Raw genomic sequence first — 22,555 nt, 5'->3', positions numbered from 1 at the left:
CTAATGGCCATTTGTGTCCGTTAGCGGCGATTTTCCTGAATTTTTGTATTCTAATGGTCATATCTGTCCACTAGAACCTTCACAACGAGGAATTTGCGGCTTTTTCCTTGTTTAATGGACACAAATGACCATTAAAAAGTGCAAATTACCTGTTTTGGCCCTTTAACGGACGAATATGACCGTTAGAGAATTTACGCCAGTGCTCCAATGCTCCCTATTGTGTTCTCTATTGATGCTCCAACCATTGATCCGACGGCACCATTCGCAAAAATTTGGCGGGGACGCCAGCAACAAACGTTCGAGCCGCTACATCCTTTGTGACCACGCTGCCCGCTGCGACGGCCCCGTCTTCGTGGATGATTTTGCCCGGCAAAATCGTTGCGCCAGCGCCGATCCTGCCTCCGCGTTTGATCGTCATGCCTTTGAACTGGGTCAATCGCGCTGCTGATCGAGCCATGTAATTATCATTGGTTGTAACGACGCAAGGCGCCACAAACACATAATCCTCCAACGTCGAAAAGGCGCATAGGTAGGCGTTGGTTTCCAGCTTGCAGTTTGAGCCGACCGTGCAGTCATTTTCAATTGCGACGCCCCGGCCGACAATTGTGCGTTCCCCAATGACGACTCTTTCTCGCACCGTCGCAAGATCGGCCACAAATACATCCTTCTCCAGGGTAGCGCCTCGATAAATGACCACACCGGTCCCGATCGTGCAGCCTGCCTTAATGACCGCAGGAGGCAAGTCGCCGCCAGCTTTTGTCGTCGCGGAATTTCGCGCCTTCATCGGAGCTTTTCCAATGACGGCGCCATCATGGATAACCACGCCATCGCCGATGACAGTGCCGTCATAAATGACTACAAAATGCCCGATCACAACGCCCCTGCCAATCGTCACGTTGTCGCCAATGAACGCTTGCTCCGAAATCCTTGAATGGGAAAAGCCAAGCTGAACCTCAGACCTGTGAGACTCCTCCAGGACAACACAGACTTCCTCCCTTTCACCCTCCACGGCTCCTGACTCTGCTCCAGAACCCTCGTCACTTGCAGCCTCTGATTCTTCGTACCCAACTGTTTCTAACTTATCGTCACCCATTGCCCCTGCCCTTTCGTACCCGACCGCTCCCGAACCCTCGTCAATCACTTCCACTGGCCCATCGTCCCTCACGTCTTCTGACTCTACTCCCGACTCTTCCTCTCTCACGGCTCCAGCCCCTTGCTGCATTCATGCACCTTGGCGATGATGTATTGCTGCTGCTGGGCCGTTAATTGTGGGGAGATGGGGAGCGACAGGGAATTGTGGGATACCCGCTCCGTCACAGGCAAATCCCCCTGCTTATAGCCCAGGTAAGCCAGCGCCTTCTGCAGATGCAGCGGACAGGGGTAATAGTGGCCCGTCGAAATGCCCTGCTCCTTCAGCCTTTCCATCAACACCTCGCGGTGGCGGCATTGCGTCGCATACAGATGGTAAACATGGCTTACGCCAGGGGTAACTACCGGCACTGTCAGGGGCGTTCCACGCAATCCTTCGTCATAGGCCGCGGCCACTTCCGCTCTCCGCTTGTTCCACTCCGCAAGCTTGCCTAGCTTGACGGAAATAACAGCCGCCTGAATGGGGTCGAGCCGGCTATTACCGCCCAGCGTCTCGTGAAAATATTTGATTTTGCTGCCATGATGCGCAAGCAGCCTGACCCGCTCAGCCAACTCGCCGTTATTGGTAACCACGATGCCGCCGTCGCCATAACCGCCGAGGTTTTTGGTAGGGAAAAAGGACAAGCAGCCAAAATCCCCGATCCCGCCAACGGGCCTCCCCTTGTACTGGGCTCCGATTGCTTGGCAGGCATCCTCAATGACCGTTAACCCGTAAGCTTTCGCCAAGGCCGCAATACGATCCATATTGGCGGGTTGCCCAAAGATATGAACGGGAATAATGCCTTTGGTTTTTGGCGTAATTGCAGCCTGGACCGCATCGGGACACAAATTATAGCTGTCCGGCTCGATATCGACGAATACGGGAGTCGCTCCTACCTTGGCGATCGCTTCCGCCGTGGCAAAAAAAGTAAAGGCCGTCGTAATAACCTCATCGCCCGCTCCGATCCCCGCGGCTTCCAGCGACAACGTTAACGCATCCGTTCCGCTAGCGACGGCAACGGCATAACGGGTTTGAAGCAAATCTGCAATGCTGCCCTCCAAGCCTTCAACCTCGGGACCGCCGATATAGGTTCCGCTTTCCAGCACGCGATTGATTGCTTCTTTGATTTCATTCCGCAGTTCAACATATTGCGCTCGTAAATCGATTAACGGGATCTTCATCGTTTCTCACTCCATCCATGCCATCTTGACCATGTCAAAATCGTCAATTGGCAAAAGTACGGTCTTGCCGCTGGCAATCGATTCATAAACGGCAAGCACGATTTCAAGGCTATGCAGCGTAGTTTCCGCAGCCGTCAGCGGGCCTCCACATCCAGCAATCGCTGTTGCCAGATCTCTATAGAGCGGGACGTGGCTAATTTCAGAAGCCGTTTCCGGCAATACAGGACCCCGTCCTTCGTCATCCGCAAAAGACCACTGCTGAATCTTTTCCAGCCTTGCCCCCCCGAGACAGACTGCTCCCTCGTGACCGTAAAGGCTGATGGATGTGCCCGCCGCGGGTGGATGAATAACGGTTGACGCTTCGATCAAACCAATCGCTCCGCTGGCAAAACGAAGCAGCGCAGCACCCGTATTTTCGACATGCAGCCGTTGGCCTATAACCGACGCTTCGGCATGGACGGAAACCACAGGGCCCATCAGCCATTGCAGCAAATCGATATAATGAATGCATTGATTCATAAACAAGCCGCCCCCGCGGCTCCAGTCGTCGCGCCAAGGACGATCGCCATAATAAGACTCCGAACGGTTCCAGCGCATGGACACAATCCCATGCGCCAGCATGCCTAACCGCCCTTCCTCCACTGCAGCCTTAAGCGCCCTGAACTGCGGGAGATAACGCGCCTGGAAGGAAACGGCCAACACCAGGCCTCTGTTCTTCGCTTCAGCCGCAGCCTCCTTGGCTTCCTTCAGAGATAGAGACAACGGCTTCTCCGCCAGCACATGCCGTCCCGCGCGAAGGCCTTGCAGCGCAAACCGCCCATGAGAGTCGCTGCCGGTTGCGATAACAATCAACTCGGCGTCGTCTCCCGCCAGCATTTCCTCCCATGATGTGAACAGCTTCACATTAGGATAGTGAGGACGGCAAACCTCCGCAGCGAATTCTTCCATCCTTGCGGAGCTGCTGTCGCATATTGCCGTTACCTGAAAAGCTGCTCCCAATTGAAGCAGAGCATCAACATGTTTTTTTGCAATGTTCCCGCAGCCGATAAGAGCTACCCGGAGAGTTTGCATAGTCGGCCTCCCTTCGCTCCTTTATTTGCCGCTTCACTCATCTGTTTCTGTCTCCTGCGGCCTTCCATTGCCCAAAGCTACAACCCTGGCTATCCCCTTCCCGTCTTTGGCCACATTTCTGGAGTCGTAAATGAGGGTGCAGTGAGCCAGCAGTAAATCAATCGGAAGTCCGGAATGATGCGTAGCAATGACGGTTGCCGCCATTTTCTCCAGAAACGCCGGCTCCAGCGCGGAGCTGCGGAGCTCGACATCGCCAAGCCTCAGCACGGGGATATACGGGTCGTGATAATAAACATTTGCGCCTTCCAGCCGAAGCAGCTGAATCAAATCGATGGAGGCGGACTCGCGATAGTCCGCAATATCCGGCTTGTAGGCTGCGCCGTACACCAGTATATCCGCACCAGCCAAACTTGCCGGCGACAGCTCCTTCTTCAGCCGTTGCACAACATGAAGCGGCATGCCATGGTTGACGGCATGGGAAATGCCGATGAATTCCGAGCGCATGCCAAGCTGCTTGATCCGGTATTGCAGGTAAAAAGGATCAACCGGAATGCAATGGCCGCCAATGCCCGGCCCGGGATAAAAGGGCTGAAAGCCAAAGGGTTTGCTGGCTGCGGCATCGATAATCTCCCATACATCCAGCCCAAGCTTTTCACAAATCATAGCCATTTCGTTCATAAACGAAATATTAACCAGCCGATAGGCATTTTCCAATATTTTGGTCATTTCCGCCGCATCGGTCGACGAGACAGGATGTACATAAGGAAAAAGACTTCCGTAAAGCTCCTTTGCCCGCTCCAGACATTGCGGCGTCACGCCGCTTACGACCTTTGGAATAGCCGATAGCGGAAACTTTTTATTGCCGGGATCCACCCTCTCCGGGGAATACGCCACCATCAGATCTTTGCCAATGACAAAGCCCGTGCGCGACAGCAAAGGAAGCAACTCCTCACGGGTTGTTCCGGGATAGGTGGAGCTTTCCAGCACAAGGAGCTGCCCTCTGCGCAAGAAAGGCCCCATCTCCTTCACCGCGCCCGTCAAATAGCTTAAATCCGGCGTACCATGCTCCGTCAGCGGAGTTGGCACGCAAAGAATAACGGCTTCCGCAGCCTGAAGGCTGGACATCTGCCCGTTCGGCAACAGCCGGCCTGCTTCGATCGCCAACTTGACTTCATAGCTGCCAATCTCGTGTATATAGCTTTTCCCCCTCTGCAGCATAGAGATTTTGACAGCATCATTGTCGATGCCAAGCACGGTATACCCCTTCGCCGCAAACAGCAAAGCAAGCGGCAGCCCCACATAGCCAAGACCAATTATGGCCACCGTGCGGCCCTGCTCCTTATCTCCGTCTTCCACCAAACGTTGCTCATTCATCGCTCTCTATATCCCTTCTTTCCAGCCTGAAATAACCTGACAGCTTTCATATCATATGAATGAAGGGAGCATGACGAATGGACGAATCCACTAAGGGGAGTAATTCCGGTACAATTTTCGCAGGCATGTCATGTAGGCGTTTATATCTGTCGGGGTTAAAAACACATGTAAAAAGGCCCCGCGAAAACGGAGCCTTCCTAAGTCTCTTATATGATCATTGCAGCAACCATTAAGTTGATGTGGTAAAGCTGCTTCCCGTTGTAATCTTCTGGTCTGTGAAATTTTCGATGCTAGCGCCTTTTTGATAGAAGTAAGGAACATGTTGTCTAAGCCCTTCTTGCGTATAAAACGGATCGTCGTGAAGCAAGGGAAGCCGAACGTCCGCGCCCGTGCTTGCGGATTTGTATATGGCCATAATAAGCTCAAGCGTATTGCGGCCGCTCACTCCGTCTACCAGCACAGGGGTGCCGGTTTCGATCGCGCCAAGCACGTTGTCGATTTGCGCTGTATGCCCTTCATAGGGCAAATCCGGCAAATTGTCATAGTAGTTTTGAATCTCTTCTTCCAGCTCCTTATTCCGCTCCGGAAACCCGTTTGGCAATGAAACAGCGGACTTCACCCGCCACGGCGCAGATATCCGGGCATGCTGTCCTTGGAAAATGAACTGCTGTTCTTCGCCATGATGCACGACGGAACTTGTCACTTGCCCTAACGAACCGCCCGGATAACGAAGGATCGCGATGGACAAATCCTCTACTTCCGCGTTATCATGCGCGACGTTGCTCATATATGCTTGAATATGACTTGGCCGTCCAAGCATCCAAAGCAAAGCATCCATATGATGCACCGCATGATTAAGCGTTGGTCCGCCACCCTCCTTTTCCCAAGTTCCTCGCCACCAGAGATCATAGTAGCAGTGGCCGCGCCACCAGAAAGAATCGACCTGAGCATGAAGAATATTTCCGGCCAGTCCGCTATCCAGCACGCTTTTCAGCTTCATGATCGGATTTCTGAATCTGTTTTGAGCAATTACCGATAAAACCCTGCCGCTCGTTTCGGCAGCTTCGATCATCGCGTCGCATTCCTTTAGGGAAGCAGCCATCGGCTTTTCCACGATGACGTGGCTGCCCGCGTTCAGGAAATCAATCGTGACGGGAGCATGCGCAAACGGCGGAATACAAACCGAGACCAGATCAATCCCGTCCTGGAGCAATTCCCTGTAATCCCGGACGACTTTGGCATCCAAACCATACTGCTCACGCTTTGCTTCCGCTTTCTCGGGATAAAGGTCGCACAAGGCGACGATTTTACAACGATCCTTAAATTGTATATACCCCTCAATATGGCTGGCCGATATTGCCCCGGTACCAATGATCGCGACTTTTATCATAGGTTCACCCTCCTGGGAATCAATGTACACACGTCTATCTTAACCAAGCCGGCCCTAGATTTGTGATACAACATAGAGGTAAAAATAACGCCAGATTGCGGTTTTGCTCATCGACAGGTATTGAACAGGCTTTAACGACTTTGCTATAGTGAATGTGGAGTTGACACGCATACTTTTTATTGAAAGGATGTTTCTCTTGTCTATCTCGAGCAGCAACTTTACCGAAGTTCCCTTGTATTTTGCCTATAGGCGCACAAGCGAAAATAACGGGCATAAAGAAACCTTTCATTCCCATCTGGGCATTGAATTATTATTCATCCATCAAGGAAAAGGCACGATGATTATCAACAACAAAAGATATGAAATTAAAAAGGACATGCTGTGCATTTTCCAACCCAATCAGCTTCATCATTTGAAGCTCGACTATGAGGATGGGCAATGCTTTGAACGCTCCATGGCTATTTTTGAACCAACGATGTACGAAACGTATTTTGATAAATGGCCGGAGCTCCATGCCTTTTACCAGTTTATTCATTTGGGGCAGCTTCCTTCGCCTTGTTTATATGACATCCATGATTTTCGTTCATTTGACGTATTGTTCAACGACATGCACCATCGCTATCCTGCTCTTAATGAAAGCAGCAGGCATGAAGAAATTTCCCTTTTCCTCATTTCCCTGTTCCGCAGCCTCAAAAGAGAATGGGATCACTTGAATGAGCATCCCTCAACCTATCGAAAACGCCGCAAAAGCCATCAAATCGAACACATCTTGAATTGGATCGAATCCAAGTATTCAGAACCTTATTCACTGGATGAAATGGCCCGATCGCTGCATCTGTCTCCTTTTTATTTATCCCACCTTTTCAAGGAATCCACTGGAATCAGCATTTCCGAATACATCGCAACCCGCAGGGTTCATCAATCCGTGGTGCTGCTGACCACGACCAACAAACCCGTTTCTCTCATTGCTGAAGAAATCGGGCTGATGAACAGCTCTTATTTTTGCAAATTGTTCAAGTCGCATATGGGGATCACACCGCATCAATATCGAAAGAGACGGACCAGACACGAATAGAAATTACTCTACTATAGTATTTCCTTTGTTTTTTTCGGCAATTATTCTACTATAATCCTTCTGCAAAAGGTTGTGAAATCAATTACTCTCGCAAAAGACATCAGAGTCGCTCATATTTCAGGAAATTTCCAGACTCAATTAGGTACTGCAAGCAACTGGTCGCCAAGTGCCGACGCCACTTTAATGAAGAACATCGGAAACGGTACGCATATACTGGTAGTGCCGCTGCATCCCGGCAGCTATGAATACAAGGTCGCCATCAACGGGAACTGGGATGAAAATTATGGCGCGGGCGGGGAACAGGGTGGCGGCAATATCTCTTTCGAGCTTAAAGCTCCCAAGGAGGTTGCGTTTATTTATCACGAGGATGACTCAACCAGAACATTGTCGGAATGGTTTGAAGGTAAGCCGGATGCCGAGCTGGGTTCGTTGAGCTGGGCGGAGCTTGACGCATGGTTTTATTATGACGGCGACGATCTTGGCGCCGTTTATCGGAACGGCGGAGTTGCGCTAAAGCTGTGGGCTCCAAAGGCGGATTCCGTCACCGTCCATTTTTACGACAAGGAAAACTGCAGCCGATCAATCGGCTTTATGGCTATGAACAGGGGAAGCAAAGGCGTATGGGAGCTAGAGGCAAGGCCGCAGGAGCTGGAGCAAACCGATCTGCGGGGCTGCTTCTATCAATATGAAATCAATCATGGCGGCAAAATTGCGAGAGGGCTTGACCCCTATGCCCGGTCGATGGCCGAATTCCGTACCAGTCCAAGCGGACTGCCGCTGGGAGAAAAGCCCGACGCAATCGGCAAAGCCGCTATCGTGGACCTTGCTCGGACCAATCCGGAAGGCGGGCTGGACTATGCTGTCATCAACGGTTATCGCAACCGGGAGGACGCGATAATCTACGAAGTCCATATCCGGGATTTCACCTCGGACCCAGGTCTGGACGGAAGCCTGAAGCACCGCTTCGGCACCTTCTCCGCTTTTGCCGAAAAGCTCGACTATATTGCTTCGCTAGGCGTTACCCATATCCAGCTGCTGCCGGTTATGGCCTGGTATTATGGCGATGAAGCCGCCATGGGAGAGCGCGAGCTGGAGCCTTCCGTTTCGGGCAATCAGTACAATTGGGGATACGATCCCCATTCCTATTTTTCCCCGGATGGCGCTTACTCCGCAAATCCCAAAGACCCCGAGCTTAGAATACGGGAGCTGAAGGAGCTGATCGCTGCCATTCACCGCGCCGGTATGGGCGTTATTCTGGACGTGGTCTATACGCATATGGCCAAAGCCTGGCTGCTGGAGGATATCGTGCCCGGCTATTATTTCTACCGCAAGCCGGATGGCAAGCTGGTCGGAGGTTTCGGAAACAATCTGGCAACCAATCATCTCATGGCGGAGAAGCTGATGGTGGATTCCGTCCGTTATTGGTTCAAGGAATTCAAAATCGACGGCATGCGCTGGGATATGATGGGCGACGCTACCTTTCAGGCGGTGCAAAACGCCTACAACGCGGCAGCCAAGCTAAACCCTCGCGCTTTGTTCATCGGCGAGGGCTGGCGAACCTTCTCCGGGCATCTGGCGGAACCCGCCTTGGCAGGACAAGGCGCGGATCAAGAGTGGATGAACCGGACGGATGATGTCGGCGTTTTCTCCGACGAATTTCGCAACGAGCTTAAATCGGGGTTTGGCATTGAAGGCGAGCCTCGTTTTCTGACGGGAGGAGCCAGGCTAATCGGCAGGCTGTTTGCCAATCTGAAGGGGCAGCCCGCAAATACGCCGGCCGATTCGCCAGGCGACATGGTTCAATATATCGAAGCGCACGATAATCTGACGCTGCATGATGTTATCGCGCTATCGCTTTCAGCGGATCCCGCTTCGGCACAAGACGAGGAGAATATTCATCGGCGCATCCGTCTCGGCCAGACGCTGCTGTTCACCGCGCAAGGAACCGCGTTTATGCATGCGGGCCAGGAATACGGACGAACCAAGCAATGGAGCGGACAACATCCGCCGGAGGCCCACAGCCATGCGCTGCGTGATCACGGCGGCGATATCCGGGGATATTTTGTCCATAATTCCTATGATTCCTCCGATGCCATCAACCGCTTTGACTGGAGTAAAGCGACAGATGCCAGCCGGTATCCGGCCTGTGTCGCTACCCGAGATTATACGATCGGCCTGATCGCGCTGCGAAAGTCTACCAACGCGTTTCGGCTTGGCAGCATGGAGCTGGTAAACCGCCATGTTCATCTCATCCATGCGCCGGAAATCGGGGAACATGATTTGTTGATTGCTTATCGCTGTCAGTCGACTGACGGGACCGGCTGCTATACCATTTTTGCAAACGCCGACTCCAAGCAAAGGACCGTAACTCTGTATGACGACTTGACGGGAGGCGATGTTGTTGTGGATAGACAGCAGGCCGGAACGCAAGCAATAGCAACTCGGGACAACATCGGTTTTACATTGGCGCAGGACTCCATTATTCTGGAGCCCCTGACCGCTGTTATAATCCGGACGTAGGCTGTTATATCGCAAAAGGATTCGCCACCCCCTCCGCATTTCTAGTCATCATGCTGAAATGGCAACGCCAAAATAATAAAACGGGGCAAGGCCATGTCGTCACATAGCCTTGCCCCGTCTTTTTTGTCGTGGAGTGTACTTTCAGTTTGTTCTTTTGTTCTTTTGTTCGTTTTGATTCGTCGGTTTCGATTTATTGCAATTTCTCGCTAAAAGCATCCACGATTGCATCAATCGCATAGCTGTCCGCAAGCGGGGCCATGCCCACATTAAACCATTCCTTGCCGCCAACCATATAAATATGATCCTTTTGAACGGCCGTCATGCTTTTCCACAGGGCGCTGCCCAGCATTTCGTCAAATTGCTTCTTTACCGCTTCATCATTTTCGTCGTCCAACTGGACAATGATATGGTCGGCGTTGTAATCCGGGAGCACTTCCAGCGAGATGGAAAGCGACAATTCGGATTGCGGGAAGTTTTCCACGGGCTTTAAGCCAAGCTGCTTATGCACAACGCTTCCTCTGGACAGGTTTTCGCCATGAAGGACAATTTCCTTGGCCATCACCCGCATATAAAGCACCGTTTCATCTCCAACAAGCTCATCCAGCTTTTTCGCTGCTTCAGCCGCTTTGGCATCCAAATCAGCAAGCACCTTTTCCGCCTGTTCTTCCTTGCCGAACACTTTGGCAATATCCCTCAGCTCGTCTCTCCAGTCCTCACGCGACGGCAGCAGCACGGTCGGCGCGATTTGCGAAAGCTGGTCATAATCCTTTTCCGACCACCAGACCGGTGCTAGAATGAGATCGGGGTCCGCAGCCAATATCTTTTCAAAATCAGGCGTTTTGGCAATACCGGTTTTGAGTGTATCTTTAAATGGCTCTGCCAGGTATGCGGGGAAATCATCATGATAATTTTGCACCGCTACCGGCGTGATGCCTAGCGCATACAGAAACTCGGGATACACAACAGACAAACCAACCACCCGCTCCGGATTCGCAGGAATGGTGATGTCGCCTTTTTCGCTGGCTACCGTTCTCACTTCTCCAGCCTCGTCTGTGCCGTTTTCCCCATCACTGTTTCCCGCTGGTTGAGTAGCCCCATTCGCTGGCAAAGCAGTCGGGGAAGTCGAAACTGCCGGCGTATTGCCGCCGCTTCCGCATGCTGTAACCAAGGTCAAAATAATACTTAACACTATTGCAGCAATCCAATTTCGTTTCATTCTTTTATTTTCCTCCTGAGTGTATATGAGTTGAGCAATGCTTAATTAAGATTAATTATCATTGTCATTTAGGAGAAGTATAAAAGATTTTCCTCGCCAAGCCTATTGACGATCCCGACATCTTTTTATGCACGATTCCGCCAAAGCTTCAAAACCTCGTCCAAAACAAGATCATTGGACAGAGGCGTATACTCATTTAATGGACTCCACTGGAACAAATCCGCCCTTCCTTTTTTAACAGACGGAATACTTAGCCAGCGATCACTTTGCATTACTTCCTGCCATAGTGACTCGACTTGTCGATCATCGTCTGCAATGATCAGCAACCGGTCAATAACCAGCTCCTGCAACTGCCGGGTAGTAATTTCGGCTCCCTGCTCGTTAAATGCCATCCTGTTTGGCATAGCTAACCCAAGATCCTCGTAAAGAACGGAGGCCATTCCCCGCGGGCCTGCTGTCTTCAGCTTCGACCCGTGCACCTCAATGACCAGCACCTTATCCCCGCCTACCGTATCCGCAATTTGCTCTTTGACAAAAGCGGCTTTTTGAGCATAACGTTTAAGCCATATCTCAGCTGTTTCACTCCTATTCAAATCATGAGCCACATATTTGAACTGGCTTCGCCAATCTGTTATCGTCTGTGGAATTATGCAAAGCGGCGCGATTTCTTGAAGCTGCCTCTTCTCTTCCTCCGAAACCCGGCCGTCCTCCAGCCATTCGCAGCTGCTCCAGTCTCTCTGACTCGTCCAAACTCAGCGACAACACGTTATCCGTTTCATATTTACGCCGGTAATAGTCTGCCCAAGGATGACTTTCGGGAGCTGCGTAAGGAATGACTTTAAGCGCAAGCAACGACCCTATCGCAGAGGCATGATACGCCACAATCTTCCTCCTGCAGTTCCGCATAAATGCAGCCGGAGGGATGCCGGATAGTTGCCTGAACTTGCGCCGGAAGTACATATCATCCTGATACCCCACATTGCGAGCAATATCCTTAAGCGAATAGTTCCCTCCCTGCAACATCAGCATCTGTGCCTTTTTGATCCGATGGACAGTCAAATAATTCATAGCGCTATAGCCATATCTTTTTTTAAATAAACGCATGAAATGGCGGGGACTCATTCTTGCCACCTTCGCCAAATCATCAATCGTTATTTTTTCACCGTAGTTTCTTTCCAGATATTCCTTCACATGCTCCAGTGATTCGTCGCTATTGCTATGTCTGTCCCTCGCCGTGGATTCCTGCTCCAGAATCCGATATAAAAGCTCATGAAAAGCCACTTGAGCGCCAAATCGCTGCAAGCTGGTTCCTTTTGCCCATTGCTGCTCCATATTTTTGCACAATAAGGCGAGAGAAACCGGAGAATCCGAAATTAATTCGCTTTTTGATGGAAAACGGCTGCTCGTATGGTCCACTTGCAACCCTTCCGTGTTCATTCCTTTCTCCTCCAGGACGTCAAATGCCATCCAATATAAACCCCGCTCATCCAAGGAATGGAGTGATGCTTCCACATATTGGCCAGGAAAACCGACATAGATTCCGCCGGCAGTGACTTCAATGAATTTGCCGTCTACGGTAATCCACCCTTGGCCGCTGGGTACAAACAACAATGTATGGCAATGGAGAAATTGCACGCGCAACCCCCAATCGCTGCTTCCGGGTTCACTGCCCGATACCGATCTCAGCTTAAAGACCATACGATTCAGATCATCGTAAAGCTCTCCTTCAGCTCTGTAACCGCCCTGCATTTTCCACCTCCAAACACACTAATTGCAAGAAAAAAGACTGGAGCAAGCATAAGCGAAAGCGCTAAGCCTGTCCAGTCATGAGCCTTCTCTAACGTGTCATTATTAGTTGTAGCATACCATATGGAGAGTGATCTGCGATTCTATACCTTATGGAAAGTTGAATCCTCACTTTAACTTTCCATCGCACAGCGACTCAGCAAATCATTGATGGAATCTTGAGATAGAGTTTCTTCACCGCTGTCTTCCAGATCCAGAATGGCCGCGAATGCAGCCGGTTCGTTCTTCCTCTTTTTTATGCTGCTCAGTGCATTTATTAAGGACTCCGCTTGAAAAGGCTTGGCTACAAAGTCGTCGGCACCTTCTCTCAAGCTTTCCAGAATCATTGGTGCCGTAGCTTTGGCGGAGCACATGACTATGCGGGTAGTAGAAAACTCGCCTTCGCATTGGCGAATTCGTTTCAATACCTCAATCCCGTCTATTCCAGGCATACCTATATCCAATATAACAAGATCCGGCCTTAAATCGGCATACCTGTCTGCTCCAGTCTCTCCATCGGGCGCGGTTCCAACCACGTTAAATCCATGCTTCTCCAAAATCTCTTCCAGGATCTGGCGCATAAATGCTACATCATCAATAATAAGCACCGTCTTTTTTTCCATAGCCGTTCCCTCATCCCATTTATGAATTTGCTTCTGTAGTAACTCGATGCATATTTCTAATTCTCCGCGCTCAACAAGTAGTTGTTGGACTTTGGTCTGATAGATATCCCGAAGCCGATCGGGATCATTACATTTCAATAACTCTCTAATGGCATCCAGGCTAAAGCCGTAACGCTTCAACTCCATGATCGAAATCATTTCGTTCACCTGTTCGCTGGAATAATACCGATACCTGCTGGACGGATCAATATGATGCGGTTTCAATAATCCTATTTCGTCATAGTAACGCAAAGTATCAATTGATATTTTCACTACCTTCGACAGCTCGCCTATTGTGTACATTTTTCCCTCCCTGTGTAAACACGATGTTCATGAACAATTACTATACTAATCCCTTGGGTAAGTCCAGAGTCAACGAAACGATTTCCATTTTTTTCAGTACAATATAAGAGTAGCATGAAGAAAAACCGCCAGAAACTGCTCCTCTGACGGTTTTGGTAGTAATAGCGAATAAAAAGAATGGGAAAGGCGTGTTTTTATGTTTAAAAAAATAGTGCTCGGCATACTTAACTTCATCACTTTATGTGCCATTGCGTACTATATCTATATCGGCTATCTTATTGATAAACCCTCTGATCCGGCAGAAATAACGTCGCTCTATATAAAAATGGGAGATAGTTTTGCGGTATTTTTTGTCGTATTGCTGACCCAGATTTTGGTTAGACGACTGTTTTCCAAACAATCTAATGATAACCGCTAACCTATCTTAACCATAAAACACGGGCTGGGAGCCATTCTTCCCAACCCGTTGGTACCTGAATTATTCAGGCGGAATCCGTAACGCTACTTCCTTCTTACCGATGGTGTGCTCGTATCTTTCAATTTTGTCGTCCAAACGAAGTAGAGTGTTCGTCATATCTTGTATTTTTTCAGCCAGCCGACTGCGCTGGTCAACCAGAAGTTCTTTCCGCGTCTCCAGCGTGTCGTCTCCTTGCCGAAAAAGAGTCACGTATTCGATCAGCACCTCAACCGGCAGACCCGCGCTTTGCCGCATGCACTTGATGAAGTCAACCCACTTGATGTCTTCCTCTGTATACTCCCGGATGCCGCCTTTGCTCCTGTTGACAGGCGGAATGAGTCCTATACGCTCGTAATACCGAAGCGTATCTTGCGAAAGGCCAAACCGTTCGCTGATCTCCGCAATAGTATTTCCCATATCTGTCCCTCTCTTTCGGATTAAACCTAGTTCTTCATTATCTGCGGGAAACAGTTTATTGCGCGCCAACAACCGGATGCGGAACGTACGCCTCTTCCAGCGAACTCATCTCTTCCGGCGTCAGCTTCAGTGAAAGAGCGGATACGGCTCCCTCAAGATGGGAGATTTTTGTTGCTCCGACAATAGGAGCCGTGACCGGTGCTTTCTGCAGCAACCAGGCAAGTGCCACCTGTACGCGGGGAACCCCCCTTTTTTCCGCGATGGCAGCAAGCCGCTCCACGATCAAACGATCGGCATCGGCCGTCTTATCGTATTTCCACTTCTGCACTTGGTCCGTCTCGGAACGATTCGTGGTTTCCTTTGAATCACGCGTCAGTCTTCCTCCTGCAAGCGGGCTATATGGAATGACGCCGATTCCTTCCGCCTTGCAAAGCGGCAACATCTCTCGCTCCTCCTCACGGTAGATGAGGTTATAGTGATTTTGCATGGATACGAATCTCGTCCATCCGTTTGTCTCGGCAACATGGAGCGCCTTCAGAAACTGCCAGGCAAACATGGCGGACGCGCCGATATATCGCGCTTTTCCTGCTTTCACAACATCGTGGAGCGCCTCCATCGTTTCCTCAATCGGCGTATCGTAATCCCAGCGGTGTATTTGATACAAATCCACATAATCGGTTCCAAGCCGCTTCAGGCTTTTATCTATCTCGTTCAGAATAGCTTTACGGGAAAGCCCTGCCCCGTTCGGACCATCATGCATACGGAAATACACCTTGGTGGCGATGACTACTTCATCCCGGTTGGCCATATCCCGAAGCGCGCGCCCGAGATATTCCTCGCTTGTTCCGGCTGAATAAACGTTCGCCGTATCAAAAAAATTAATTCCGAGTTCGAGCGCTTTTTTGATCACTTCGCGGCTCTGCTCTTCGTTCTGAACCCAGGGATGCGTCCAGCGCGCGGCGTCGCCGAACCCCATACATCCCAAGCAAATCCGGGATACATCCAAACCGGTATTTCCAAGCTTCACATACTCCATTGATACATACGCTCCTTCGTTATTAATATTGGTTTCATAGAAGAGTGTATCCTCTGGAGTTAACTCCAAGTCAATACATGCAAATACAATCAACAAGTTTTTATGTTCCACTATATAACAAACAACATTTGCTGCTGAAAAGCGTTAACACTATGCAAGCACAGGAAAGAGCAAGCCCAATGGACTTGCTCCCGCTAACATTAATTATTTATTCGAAGCGTCTTCCAACTGCATCAAATTGTCGAACATACCGCAATAATTCATCAAAGTTGACCCAGGAAATCCCAACCTTTTGATCGGCGGCGCCATAGGACATGATTAAATCCTCGCCCATCACAATGCCCCCGGTGGTAAACAGGCACGGCGTCGGGTAATCCGCCGGCATTTCCCAATCCCGTTCCGCGTACATCAGGCGTTCGGAGCATCGGTGTATGACAACCGGGAAATCGTCTTCTTGCTCTCGGATAATCATAAAGGATTGCGTATAGCCAAACTGCACGTTTTTTTTCGCGTGATACGATACCAGCCATTCATTATTCCCCAGGGCTAGCGGCGGCCAGCTTGCCCCAACCCGATTCTCCTCCCAATCAAAAAGCGGATGGGCAAGCAGCCTATGCGTCGCTTTTGACGAGGGAAAGTCACTTATTGATTCAGCGGCCGCCAAATAGATGGAAGGCTTAACGGCCATTTCTCCTCCTTCGAAGGGAAGAACATTCATCGGCCGATGCAACATCAGATATTGCTTTTTGCCCCCAATCATCATCTTTTCCGGAAATAAGAACACATCGCGATTATCGCTGACATATCCCTCCGTAAGGGGACCCACGTACTGAAATGCGCTTTCGTAAGCTCCTTGCTTCAGCTCATCCAAATTAAGCTTGTAGAGAACGGTAACCGTATCATTAGCTCGAGCGGTTTTGATAAAGTGATCACGATCATCCCCTTGGAATATCCAATCCGGAACATATTGAAATCTCGTTTGTATAGGGGGATTTTGACTGCTTAGCCAGTAGGGACCCGGAGGGAACGGACGGCATGCAACCGTTACGTACAGTTCATCCTCCATGTAAAAAATTCTTGGGTCTTCCACGCAGCCATTCGCGTAATTCCGCACTTCATTTCCGTAAATATCCTTGACGTAAAGCTCGTGTTCCTCATATCCGAGCGCAGGTGCCAGCGCAGGCCTTGCAAAGTCTGCCTCCCACGTTTCGCCCGCATCATTGCTTTTGGCGTAACCCAAAAAAATCGGATATGGGTCGTGACAGCCTTCTCTTCTTTTTTCCGACCATGGACCCGTTGCCCGAAAAAGCATATGAATTTCGTTAGAGCCGGGATCCTTAATAATCGCTGGATTCAACACCATTTTGTCCGCCCAGCTGCAGCCGGGCACAGGCTCGAGAGCCGGTTTGCTTAAATAGCGAAATGTAGGCTTCATAAGTCCCTCCTGTTTTCTTCCATAAAGGATGACAATAATCCGTCTTTACGCAATCAATTTATCATGGTCATTCCTTTTTTTCAAAACACTTTTCCCATAAAATCGGCATTTCTTAAAAACAGTAAGATGCATCAACTAAAAGAGGAAGATCCATCATTCTCGCCGTTACAGCGGGCGGTTTATAATGGCTATTGTAAGCAGAAAAGCAGTTGAGGAGGATGAAAATGAACCCGGAGAAACAGTACGATATTGTCATTTACGGAGGGACGGCTGCAGCTATTACAGCGGCTGTTCAAGCAAAGATAATGGGAAAAAGCACGGTAGTGATTGAGCAAGGCCAACGTATTGGAGGCTTGACCAGCGGCGGCCTAGGAGATACAGATGTGGGAATGGCGCAAGCAGTCGGCGGTTTGTCCTTGGAATTCTATAAACGGGTGGCCCGCAAATATTCGGAAGACGGTGCTCGCTGGCTTTTCGAACCCAAAGTGGCGTTGGAGGTTTTACATGACTTGGTGACGGAACACGACATCGAGGTCATCTACGGGGAGAGGCTTGTTTTAAAGGACGGGGTGAAAAAACAAGGCTCAACCATCACCTCCATTGTCATGGAATCCGGAAATGTTTATAGAGGCAAGATGTTTATCGATGCTTCTTATGAAGGCGATCTGATGGGCCATGCCGGCGTATCTTATTTTGTCGGCCGGGAGTCGAATGCGCAATACGGAGAGACATTAAACGGGATTCGTCCCGGCAACGAGCTGCCCGGCGGAATCGATCCCTATATCGTAAAAGGGGATGCCTCGAGCGGCTTGATTCAACGCGTCAATCCACACCCCGGCGGCGCCTTCGGCGATGGGGATACCAAGCTTCAAGCTTATAACTTTCGCATGTGCTTGACAAACAATCCGGACAACCGCATTGAGATTGAAAAGCCCGAGGGATATAACGAAGCCGATTATGAAATATTGTTTCGGGCCATCGAGCAAGGGCAAATCACGAAGTTTTTCAAATTGAACTTGGTTACCTCCGATAAGACGGATTCCAATAACAACAGCGGCATTTCCACGGATTATAACGGAATGAACCATAACTATGCGGAAGCGGATTATCGTACTCGGGAGCGATTATGGGATGCCCATCGTATCTATCAGCAAGGTTATGTCTGGACGATCCAGAATCATCACCGTGTGCCGGAGGAGATTCGCGCGGTTTACAAGCCGTGGGGCTTGCCGCGCGATGAATTTATCGAAAACGGCCATTGGACTCCCCAATTGTACATCAGAGAATCCCGCAGGATGATCGGGGACTATGTCGTGACGGAGCATGATGTCAGACTGGAAAACCCGGTACCGGATTCCATTGGCATGGGCTCCTTCGCCATCGATTCGCACCACACCCAATACTATGTTAATGAAGACGGCCATGTTAGCACGGAGGGTGGTTTTTATGTGAGATTAAAAGCCCCTTATCCCATAAGCTACAGAGCCATTGTGCCAAAACAATCGGAGTGCACCAATCTGCTTGTGCCGGTATGCGTATCCGCTACCCATGCAGCTTACGGCTCGATCCGAATGGAGCCCGTATTCATGATCCTGGGTCAATCCGCCGCGACCGCGGCCGCGCTGGCGCTTGATGGGGACGGCATCGTCCAACATGTAAAGGTCGAGCAACTGCATGCCGTGCTCCTGCAGGATCATCAGGTTTTGTACGGTGACGTCTAATCCTATATAAGTTGAACATAAGAAAAGCAGCTAATGGCCAGAGTGTGAATGGTTCTGGAGAAAAGCTTATGCTTACGAAGTAACGTTCTTTCAGAACGTTTTAAGCGCTCGCCTTTGTTCCCGGATTTCACCATTAGCCTCTATATATTCAGAGAAATCTGGGAACAACAGCGATCGGAAGAACTTTTCACACGTCGGCCTACACCGCTGAAAATCTTTTATTCAACTTATATAGCATCAATCATGATTGAACCGGAACCCGAATTTGCGCCGGTATTCTCCCGGGGGATATCCATAGCGCTCCCGGAATACCCGACAGAAATGCGCATAGCTCTGGAAGCCCGTTTTGTCGGCGACCTGCTCCAGCGCGAGATCGCTGTATAGCACCTGCTGCTCGGCCAGATTCAGCCTAACGTCTATGCAGTAGGCGAATAACGATTGGCCAAAAGCGTCTTTGAACAGATAGGAGCACCGAGAGACGCTTAGGCCAACGGAATTCGATATTTTCTCCAAGCTCAGCGGTTCGTGGGCATGATTCTCGATGAATTGTTTAAGTTTGTATGCGGTATCCGTTCCCTTGGTGCGCTGATTGATCTGGATGGCTTGCTCCAAGGTCAAACATAACGTTCGTAGAAGATAATCCATGATCTCTTCTTGATTCTGCATCACCTTTTTCTTTTCGCTGATCAAATGCTTCCATAAGGTGATCACCGTATCGTCAAAGCCAATGTTCGTTTTCGTTGGCAAGCTTTTGTTACCCCACCACGAATCCAACCATGCCCCCTTGCCGGTCATAAAATAATCCCTGACGGGTTGAATCGCACCCGATGCCGGCGAGCTTCTTGGCTGCACATCCAGTTCATACGGCTGATCGGGAGAATAGATAAGCAAGTCGCCAGGGATAATCGTCTCGTACTTTCCATCCACAAGCGCCCGGCACGTTCCTTCTGCCTGAAGCCGAAAGAGGTAAAAGTTCAGCCCATTCCTATATTTCACGGAGTGCGGCTTCGTGTGCGTGAAGTAATTCGCATAAATAACGGATGAATCATGTTGGACCGAACTCGTCATGTTAAGGCGTTCCTCCCGGAGATAACCGTTGTGCTCCGATTATATATTTTCTTCAAAGGGAATGACATGCGAAAGAGAGTTCTAAAAGCGCTTCACATATTTGAAATGAGACGGGATATGATTAAAAATGGCGGCACAGGGCCAACTTCCCTATACCGCCATCTTTTCAACTCCTTGCCGCTATCTCTTAAGCGTTGATCCACGGGGCATTCCCGCCTTACTTTCTTACTTTCTTACTTTCTTACTTTCTTACCTTCTTACCGTCTTACAGCTTATCAGCCGGCACCCCATTTTCTCCCAACCAGACACCTTGCTCCAGCAGCCGCCGTTGAAGCTCGGCTACTGAAATGCCGCGCGAGCCTGCGCCGTCACGCAGCGCCAATGCAGCTGCCGTTCCGGCAGCTTGCCCCATCGAGAAGCAATTCGGCATCACCCGCAAGGAGCCCTGCACCGCCCGGTCCGAGGACACGCAGCGACCCGCAACCCACAGATTGTCGATGCCGACCGGAAGCATGATTCGGTACGGCACGCCGTGCGAAACACCGGGAGGCAAGTGATTGAAGGTCATCTCGCTCTTGCTATTGGCGAGATGAATATCAATGTAATACGCGTTGCGGGCAATATCGTCCGGAAAGGAGCGCGCAGCAAGGAAATCATCAACTGTAAGGATATAATCTCCTTCGATGCGCCGAGTCTCGCGGATGCCAAGCTGTTCTCCGCTTGCCACCATATGCGCATGCTGGAAGCCCGGCACATAACGGCGGAAGAACTGCAGTTGGCGTTCCGCCGTGCGCCGTCCTTCAATGGCCCCCCTTGTCAGGTCCTCCGCAAGGGTGCCGTCAACGCCAAAAACATGGCCAAAATTAACGCCAACCAAATAATCGCTGACCCAAGCAAGGCCAGAGATCGACTTGCGCCCTTCCGGCAGTGCGCCGTCTTCGATTGCTCTCTCAACCGTCATGTGAAGCTGGCCCGTGTCTCCGCTGTCCTTCAAAAACTGGTTGAACTTGTGACGATCCACATTCGCAAGCAAATAACACATGCTGCCGGGCTGAAGCTCCCCCTCTTCCCCGCCCTTCTGGAATGGCACTCCTGCCAGAGCCGCGATGTCGCCATCACCCGAGCAATCGATGATATACCGGCAGGAGATGAAGGAACGTCCCGTTTTGTTGACGATAATAACGCCTTCTACCGTCCGACGGTCCCCGGACAATACCACATCGCAAACAAAGGTATGAAATAGCGGCGTAACGCCGCTTTCCAGAATGGCGTCGTCATAGACCCGCTTTAGCACCTCGGGATCGATCGGCACCCAATCCAGCATCTCCCCGTATTCCTTGCGAAAACCGGGATCGCAGGCCTGCTTCATCCGTTCCATTAACGCGAGGCCGAGACCGCGGATAATCGGCTTCTGTTTATCCGTAAAGGGGCAAAACGCCGGTACGAGCGCAACCGTGCCCATCCCGCCAAGGAAACCCCTCTGCTCCACCAGCATGGTGCGCGCCCCTCCTTTTGCTGCGGCAATAGCCGCGGCGATTCCGGAAGCGCCCCCGCCGATGACCAACACATCGACCTCGCTCGAAACCGGGATGCTGGCGGACGGCAACGTAATCTGTTTGTTCATAGCAACCACTCCAATTCTTTACAGGCATAGCCTTTCTTAACGGTTTATTGGTACGCGTTATTTTTAGCTCCATCGAGACAAAGCTTCAGCAAATCATCGACATGGGCAGTAGCCAAACATTCAACGGTATCGGCGGCGCCGTAGTAAATTTTGACTTCTCCGGAATCCTCCAGAATCATGCCGCCGGGAAAAATAACATCATTGCGGAAGCCGCCATCCGTCTCATATGCGGCTTCCGGCGCTAGCAACGGTGCTTCCGCCTTGCCGATGATCACGCTAGGATCATCCAGATCCAGCAACATAATGCCGGAGGTATACCGCTTCTTCCAACTCGGCTCCCAGCCATTTTTTCCGCGATTGCGGTCGATATCCACGGCATGAAACAAGGTCAGCCAGCCTTTGTCCGTTTTGACGGGCGGAGCGCCCGGGCCTACCTTGTCGTTGGCGTAGGCGACATCTTCAACCGCAAGCAACAGCTTGGAGTTTCCCCAGTATCTGAGGTCCGGCGAGTCGCTCATCCACATATCGAAGCGGTCTATGCCCCCTCGGCTATAGATAGGCATCGGACGCTCCAAACGGACATACTTGCCCCCGATCAGCTCCGGGAACAATACCATATTGCGGTTGTCCGGCAGCGACAGACTAAGCACTTCAAAGGTGCTGAAATCCTCGGTTACGGCGATGCCGCCTCGCAGGCCATGCTTGGTATCCACCGCAAAGCACATGTAACATCGATCGCCGATTGCCGTCAGACGCGGATCATACACGCGGATGACCTCCTCATCGTGCCAGGACCAGCAAGGCATGGGGCGCACATCCCACTTTATGCCGTCATCGCTGAAGGCAAGCCCCAAATTGGTCGTATGATGCGGGGCAACGCTTTCCTTACTCTCATCGCCGTAATCATTGCGAAAAACCATCACGTATTTGCCTTTGAACTTGGTCACGCCCGCATTAAATACCATTGCCGGTCCGTATGGCACATCCCCTGGAGACAGGATCGGATTTCCGGGATGCCGGGTAACAATCGGACTAGAAAACAGAGATCCTACTGTAAAATCGCTCATATGTTTGTTTCTCCTTGTTAATCG

General features: G+C 50.6%; 18 protein-coding genes. 3 read left to right on the top strand and 15 right to left on the bottom strand.

Translation table 11 applies throughout. The features are described from left to right. Positions 1-226: 226 nt before the first annotated feature. The 5 genes from ACX93W_RS11585 to ACX93W_RS11565 form a co-directional block, all read right to left on the bottom strand. Complete coding sequence (locus tag ACX93W_RS11585; RefSeq protein WP_459392532.1) at positions 227-1,201, bottom strand: acyltransferase; 975 nt, start codon at positions 1,199-1,201, stop codon at positions 227-229. Beyond that, a complete protein-coding gene (locus ACX93W_RS11580) occupies positions 1,198-2,310 on the bottom strand; it encodes a DegT/DnrJ/EryC1/StrS family aminotransferase (RefSeq protein WP_459392531.1) in 1,113 nt (370 codons plus the stop codon). Before ACX93W_RS11580 ends, ACX93W_RS11585 begins: the two co-directional genes overlap by 4 nt. 6 nt (positions 2,311-2,316) lie before the next feature. Beyond that, the gene (locus tag ACX93W_RS11575) at positions 2,317-3,381 is read right to left on the bottom strand and encodes a Gfo/Idh/MocA family protein (RefSeq protein ID WP_459392530.1); all 1,065 of its coding nucleotides are present in this window, start codon (positions 3,379-3,381) and stop codon (positions 2,317-2,319) included. Positions 3,382-3,414: 33 nt separating this feature from the next. After that, entirely contained in the window at positions 3,415-4,755 is a 1,341-nt protein-coding gene (locus tag ACX93W_RS11570; RefSeq protein WP_459392529.1) for a nucleotide sugar dehydrogenase, read from the bottom strand. A gap of 229 nt (positions 4,756-4,984) precedes the next feature. Then, positions 4,985-6,145, bottom strand: a complete 1,161-nt coding sequence (locus ACX93W_RS11565; protein ID WP_459392528.1) for a Gfo/Idh/MocA family protein — start codon at positions 6,143-6,145, stop codon at positions 4,985-4,987. Positions 6,146-6,341: 196 nt separating this feature from the next. On the opposite strand from ACX93W_RS11565, the gene ACX93W_RS11560 reads away from it, so the two are divergent. Then, on the top strand, positions 6,342-7,220 hold the full coding sequence (locus ACX93W_RS11560; protein WP_459392527.1) for an AraC family transcriptional regulator: 879 nt from the start codon (positions 6,342-6,344) through the stop codon (positions 7,218-7,220). Positions 7,221-7,292: 72 nt separating this feature from the next. After that, positions 7,293-9,740: a pullulanase X25 domain-containing protein gene (locus ACX93W_RS11555; protein WP_459392526.1), complete on the top strand. Its 2,448-nt coding sequence runs from the start codon at positions 7,293-7,295 to the stop codon at positions 9,738-9,740. Positions 9,741-9,930: 190 nt separating this feature from the next. Here the strand turns inward: ACX93W_RS11555 and ACX93W_RS11550 are convergent, their stop codons facing one another. The 7 genes from ACX93W_RS11550 to ACX93W_RS11520 form a co-directional block, all read right to left on the bottom strand. Then, positions 9,931-10,956, bottom strand: a complete 1,026-nt coding sequence (locus ACX93W_RS11550) for an ABC transporter substrate-binding protein (protein WP_459392525.1) — start codon at positions 10,954-10,956, stop codon at positions 9,931-9,933. 125 nt (positions 10,957-11,081) lie between these two features. Further along, positions 11,082-11,549, bottom strand: coding sequence for a TroA family protein (locus ACX93W_RS11545; protein ID WP_459392524.1), 468 nt, complete (start codon positions 11,547-11,549; stop codon positions 11,082-11,084). A 1-nt stretch (position 11,550) separates the two neighbouring features. Beyond that, positions 11,551-12,705 (bottom strand): helix-turn-helix domain-containing protein, encoded by a 1,155-nt coding sequence (locus ACX93W_RS11540; RefSeq protein WP_459392523.1) that lies wholly within the window; start codon positions 12,703-12,705, stop codon positions 11,551-11,553. Positions 12,706-12,875: 170 nt separating this feature from the next. After that, a complete protein-coding gene (locus tag ACX93W_RS11535) occupies positions 12,876-13,706 on the bottom strand; it encodes a response regulator (protein WP_459392522.1) in 831 nt (276 codons plus the stop codon). A 478-nt stretch (positions 13,707-14,184) separates the two neighbouring features. Then, complete coding sequence (locus ACX93W_RS11530) at positions 14,185-14,580, bottom strand: MerR family transcriptional regulator (protein ID WP_459392521.1); 396 nt, start codon at positions 14,578-14,580, stop codon at positions 14,185-14,187. Between the two features lie 55 nt (positions 14,581-14,635). Beyond that, positions 14,636-15,616: an aldo/keto reductase gene (locus ACX93W_RS11525; protein WP_459392520.1), complete on the bottom strand. Its 981-nt coding sequence runs from the start codon at positions 15,614-15,616 to the stop codon at positions 14,636-14,638. Between the two features lie 208 nt (positions 15,617-15,824). Next, positions 15,825-17,051 carry a glycoside hydrolase family 130 protein gene (locus tag ACX93W_RS11520; protein ID WP_459392519.1) on the bottom strand — a complete coding sequence of 409 codons (1,227 nt, stop codon included), beginning with the start codon at positions 17,049-17,051 and terminating at the stop codon, positions 15,825-15,827. Positions 17,052-17,275: 224 nt separating this feature from the next. On the opposite strand from ACX93W_RS11520, the gene ACX93W_RS11515 reads away from it, so the two are divergent. Next, positions 17,276-18,772, top strand: a complete 1,497-nt coding sequence (locus ACX93W_RS11515; protein WP_459392518.1) for an FAD-dependent oxidoreductase — start codon at positions 17,276-17,278, stop codon at positions 18,770-18,772. 237 nt (positions 18,773-19,009) lie between these two features. On the opposite strand, the gene ACX93W_RS11510 is transcribed toward ACX93W_RS11515, so the two are convergent. The 3 genes from ACX93W_RS11510 to ACX93W_RS11500 form a co-directional block, all read right to left on the bottom strand. After that, the gene (locus ACX93W_RS11510) at positions 19,010-19,840 is read right to left on the bottom strand and encodes a helix-turn-helix domain-containing protein (protein WP_459392517.1); all 831 of its coding nucleotides are present in this window, start codon (positions 19,838-19,840) and stop codon (positions 19,010-19,012) included. A gap of 265 nt (positions 19,841-20,105) precedes the next feature. After that, complete coding sequence (locus ACX93W_RS11505; RefSeq protein ID WP_459392516.1) at positions 20,106-21,464, bottom strand: FAD-dependent oxidoreductase; 1,359 nt, start codon at positions 21,462-21,464, stop codon at positions 20,106-20,108. Between the two features lie 44 nt (positions 21,465-21,508). Continuing rightward, on the bottom strand, positions 21,509-22,531 hold the full coding sequence (locus ACX93W_RS11500) for a glycoside hydrolase family 130 protein (RefSeq protein ID WP_459392515.1): 1,023 nt from the start codon (positions 22,529-22,531) through the stop codon (positions 21,509-21,511). Between the last annotated feature and the right edge of the window lie 24 nt (positions 22,532-22,555).

It is taken from the genome of Paenibacillus sp. CAU 1782 (assembly GCF_054551715.1).
This window is presented reverse-complemented; position numbering and strand designations above follow the sequence as displayed.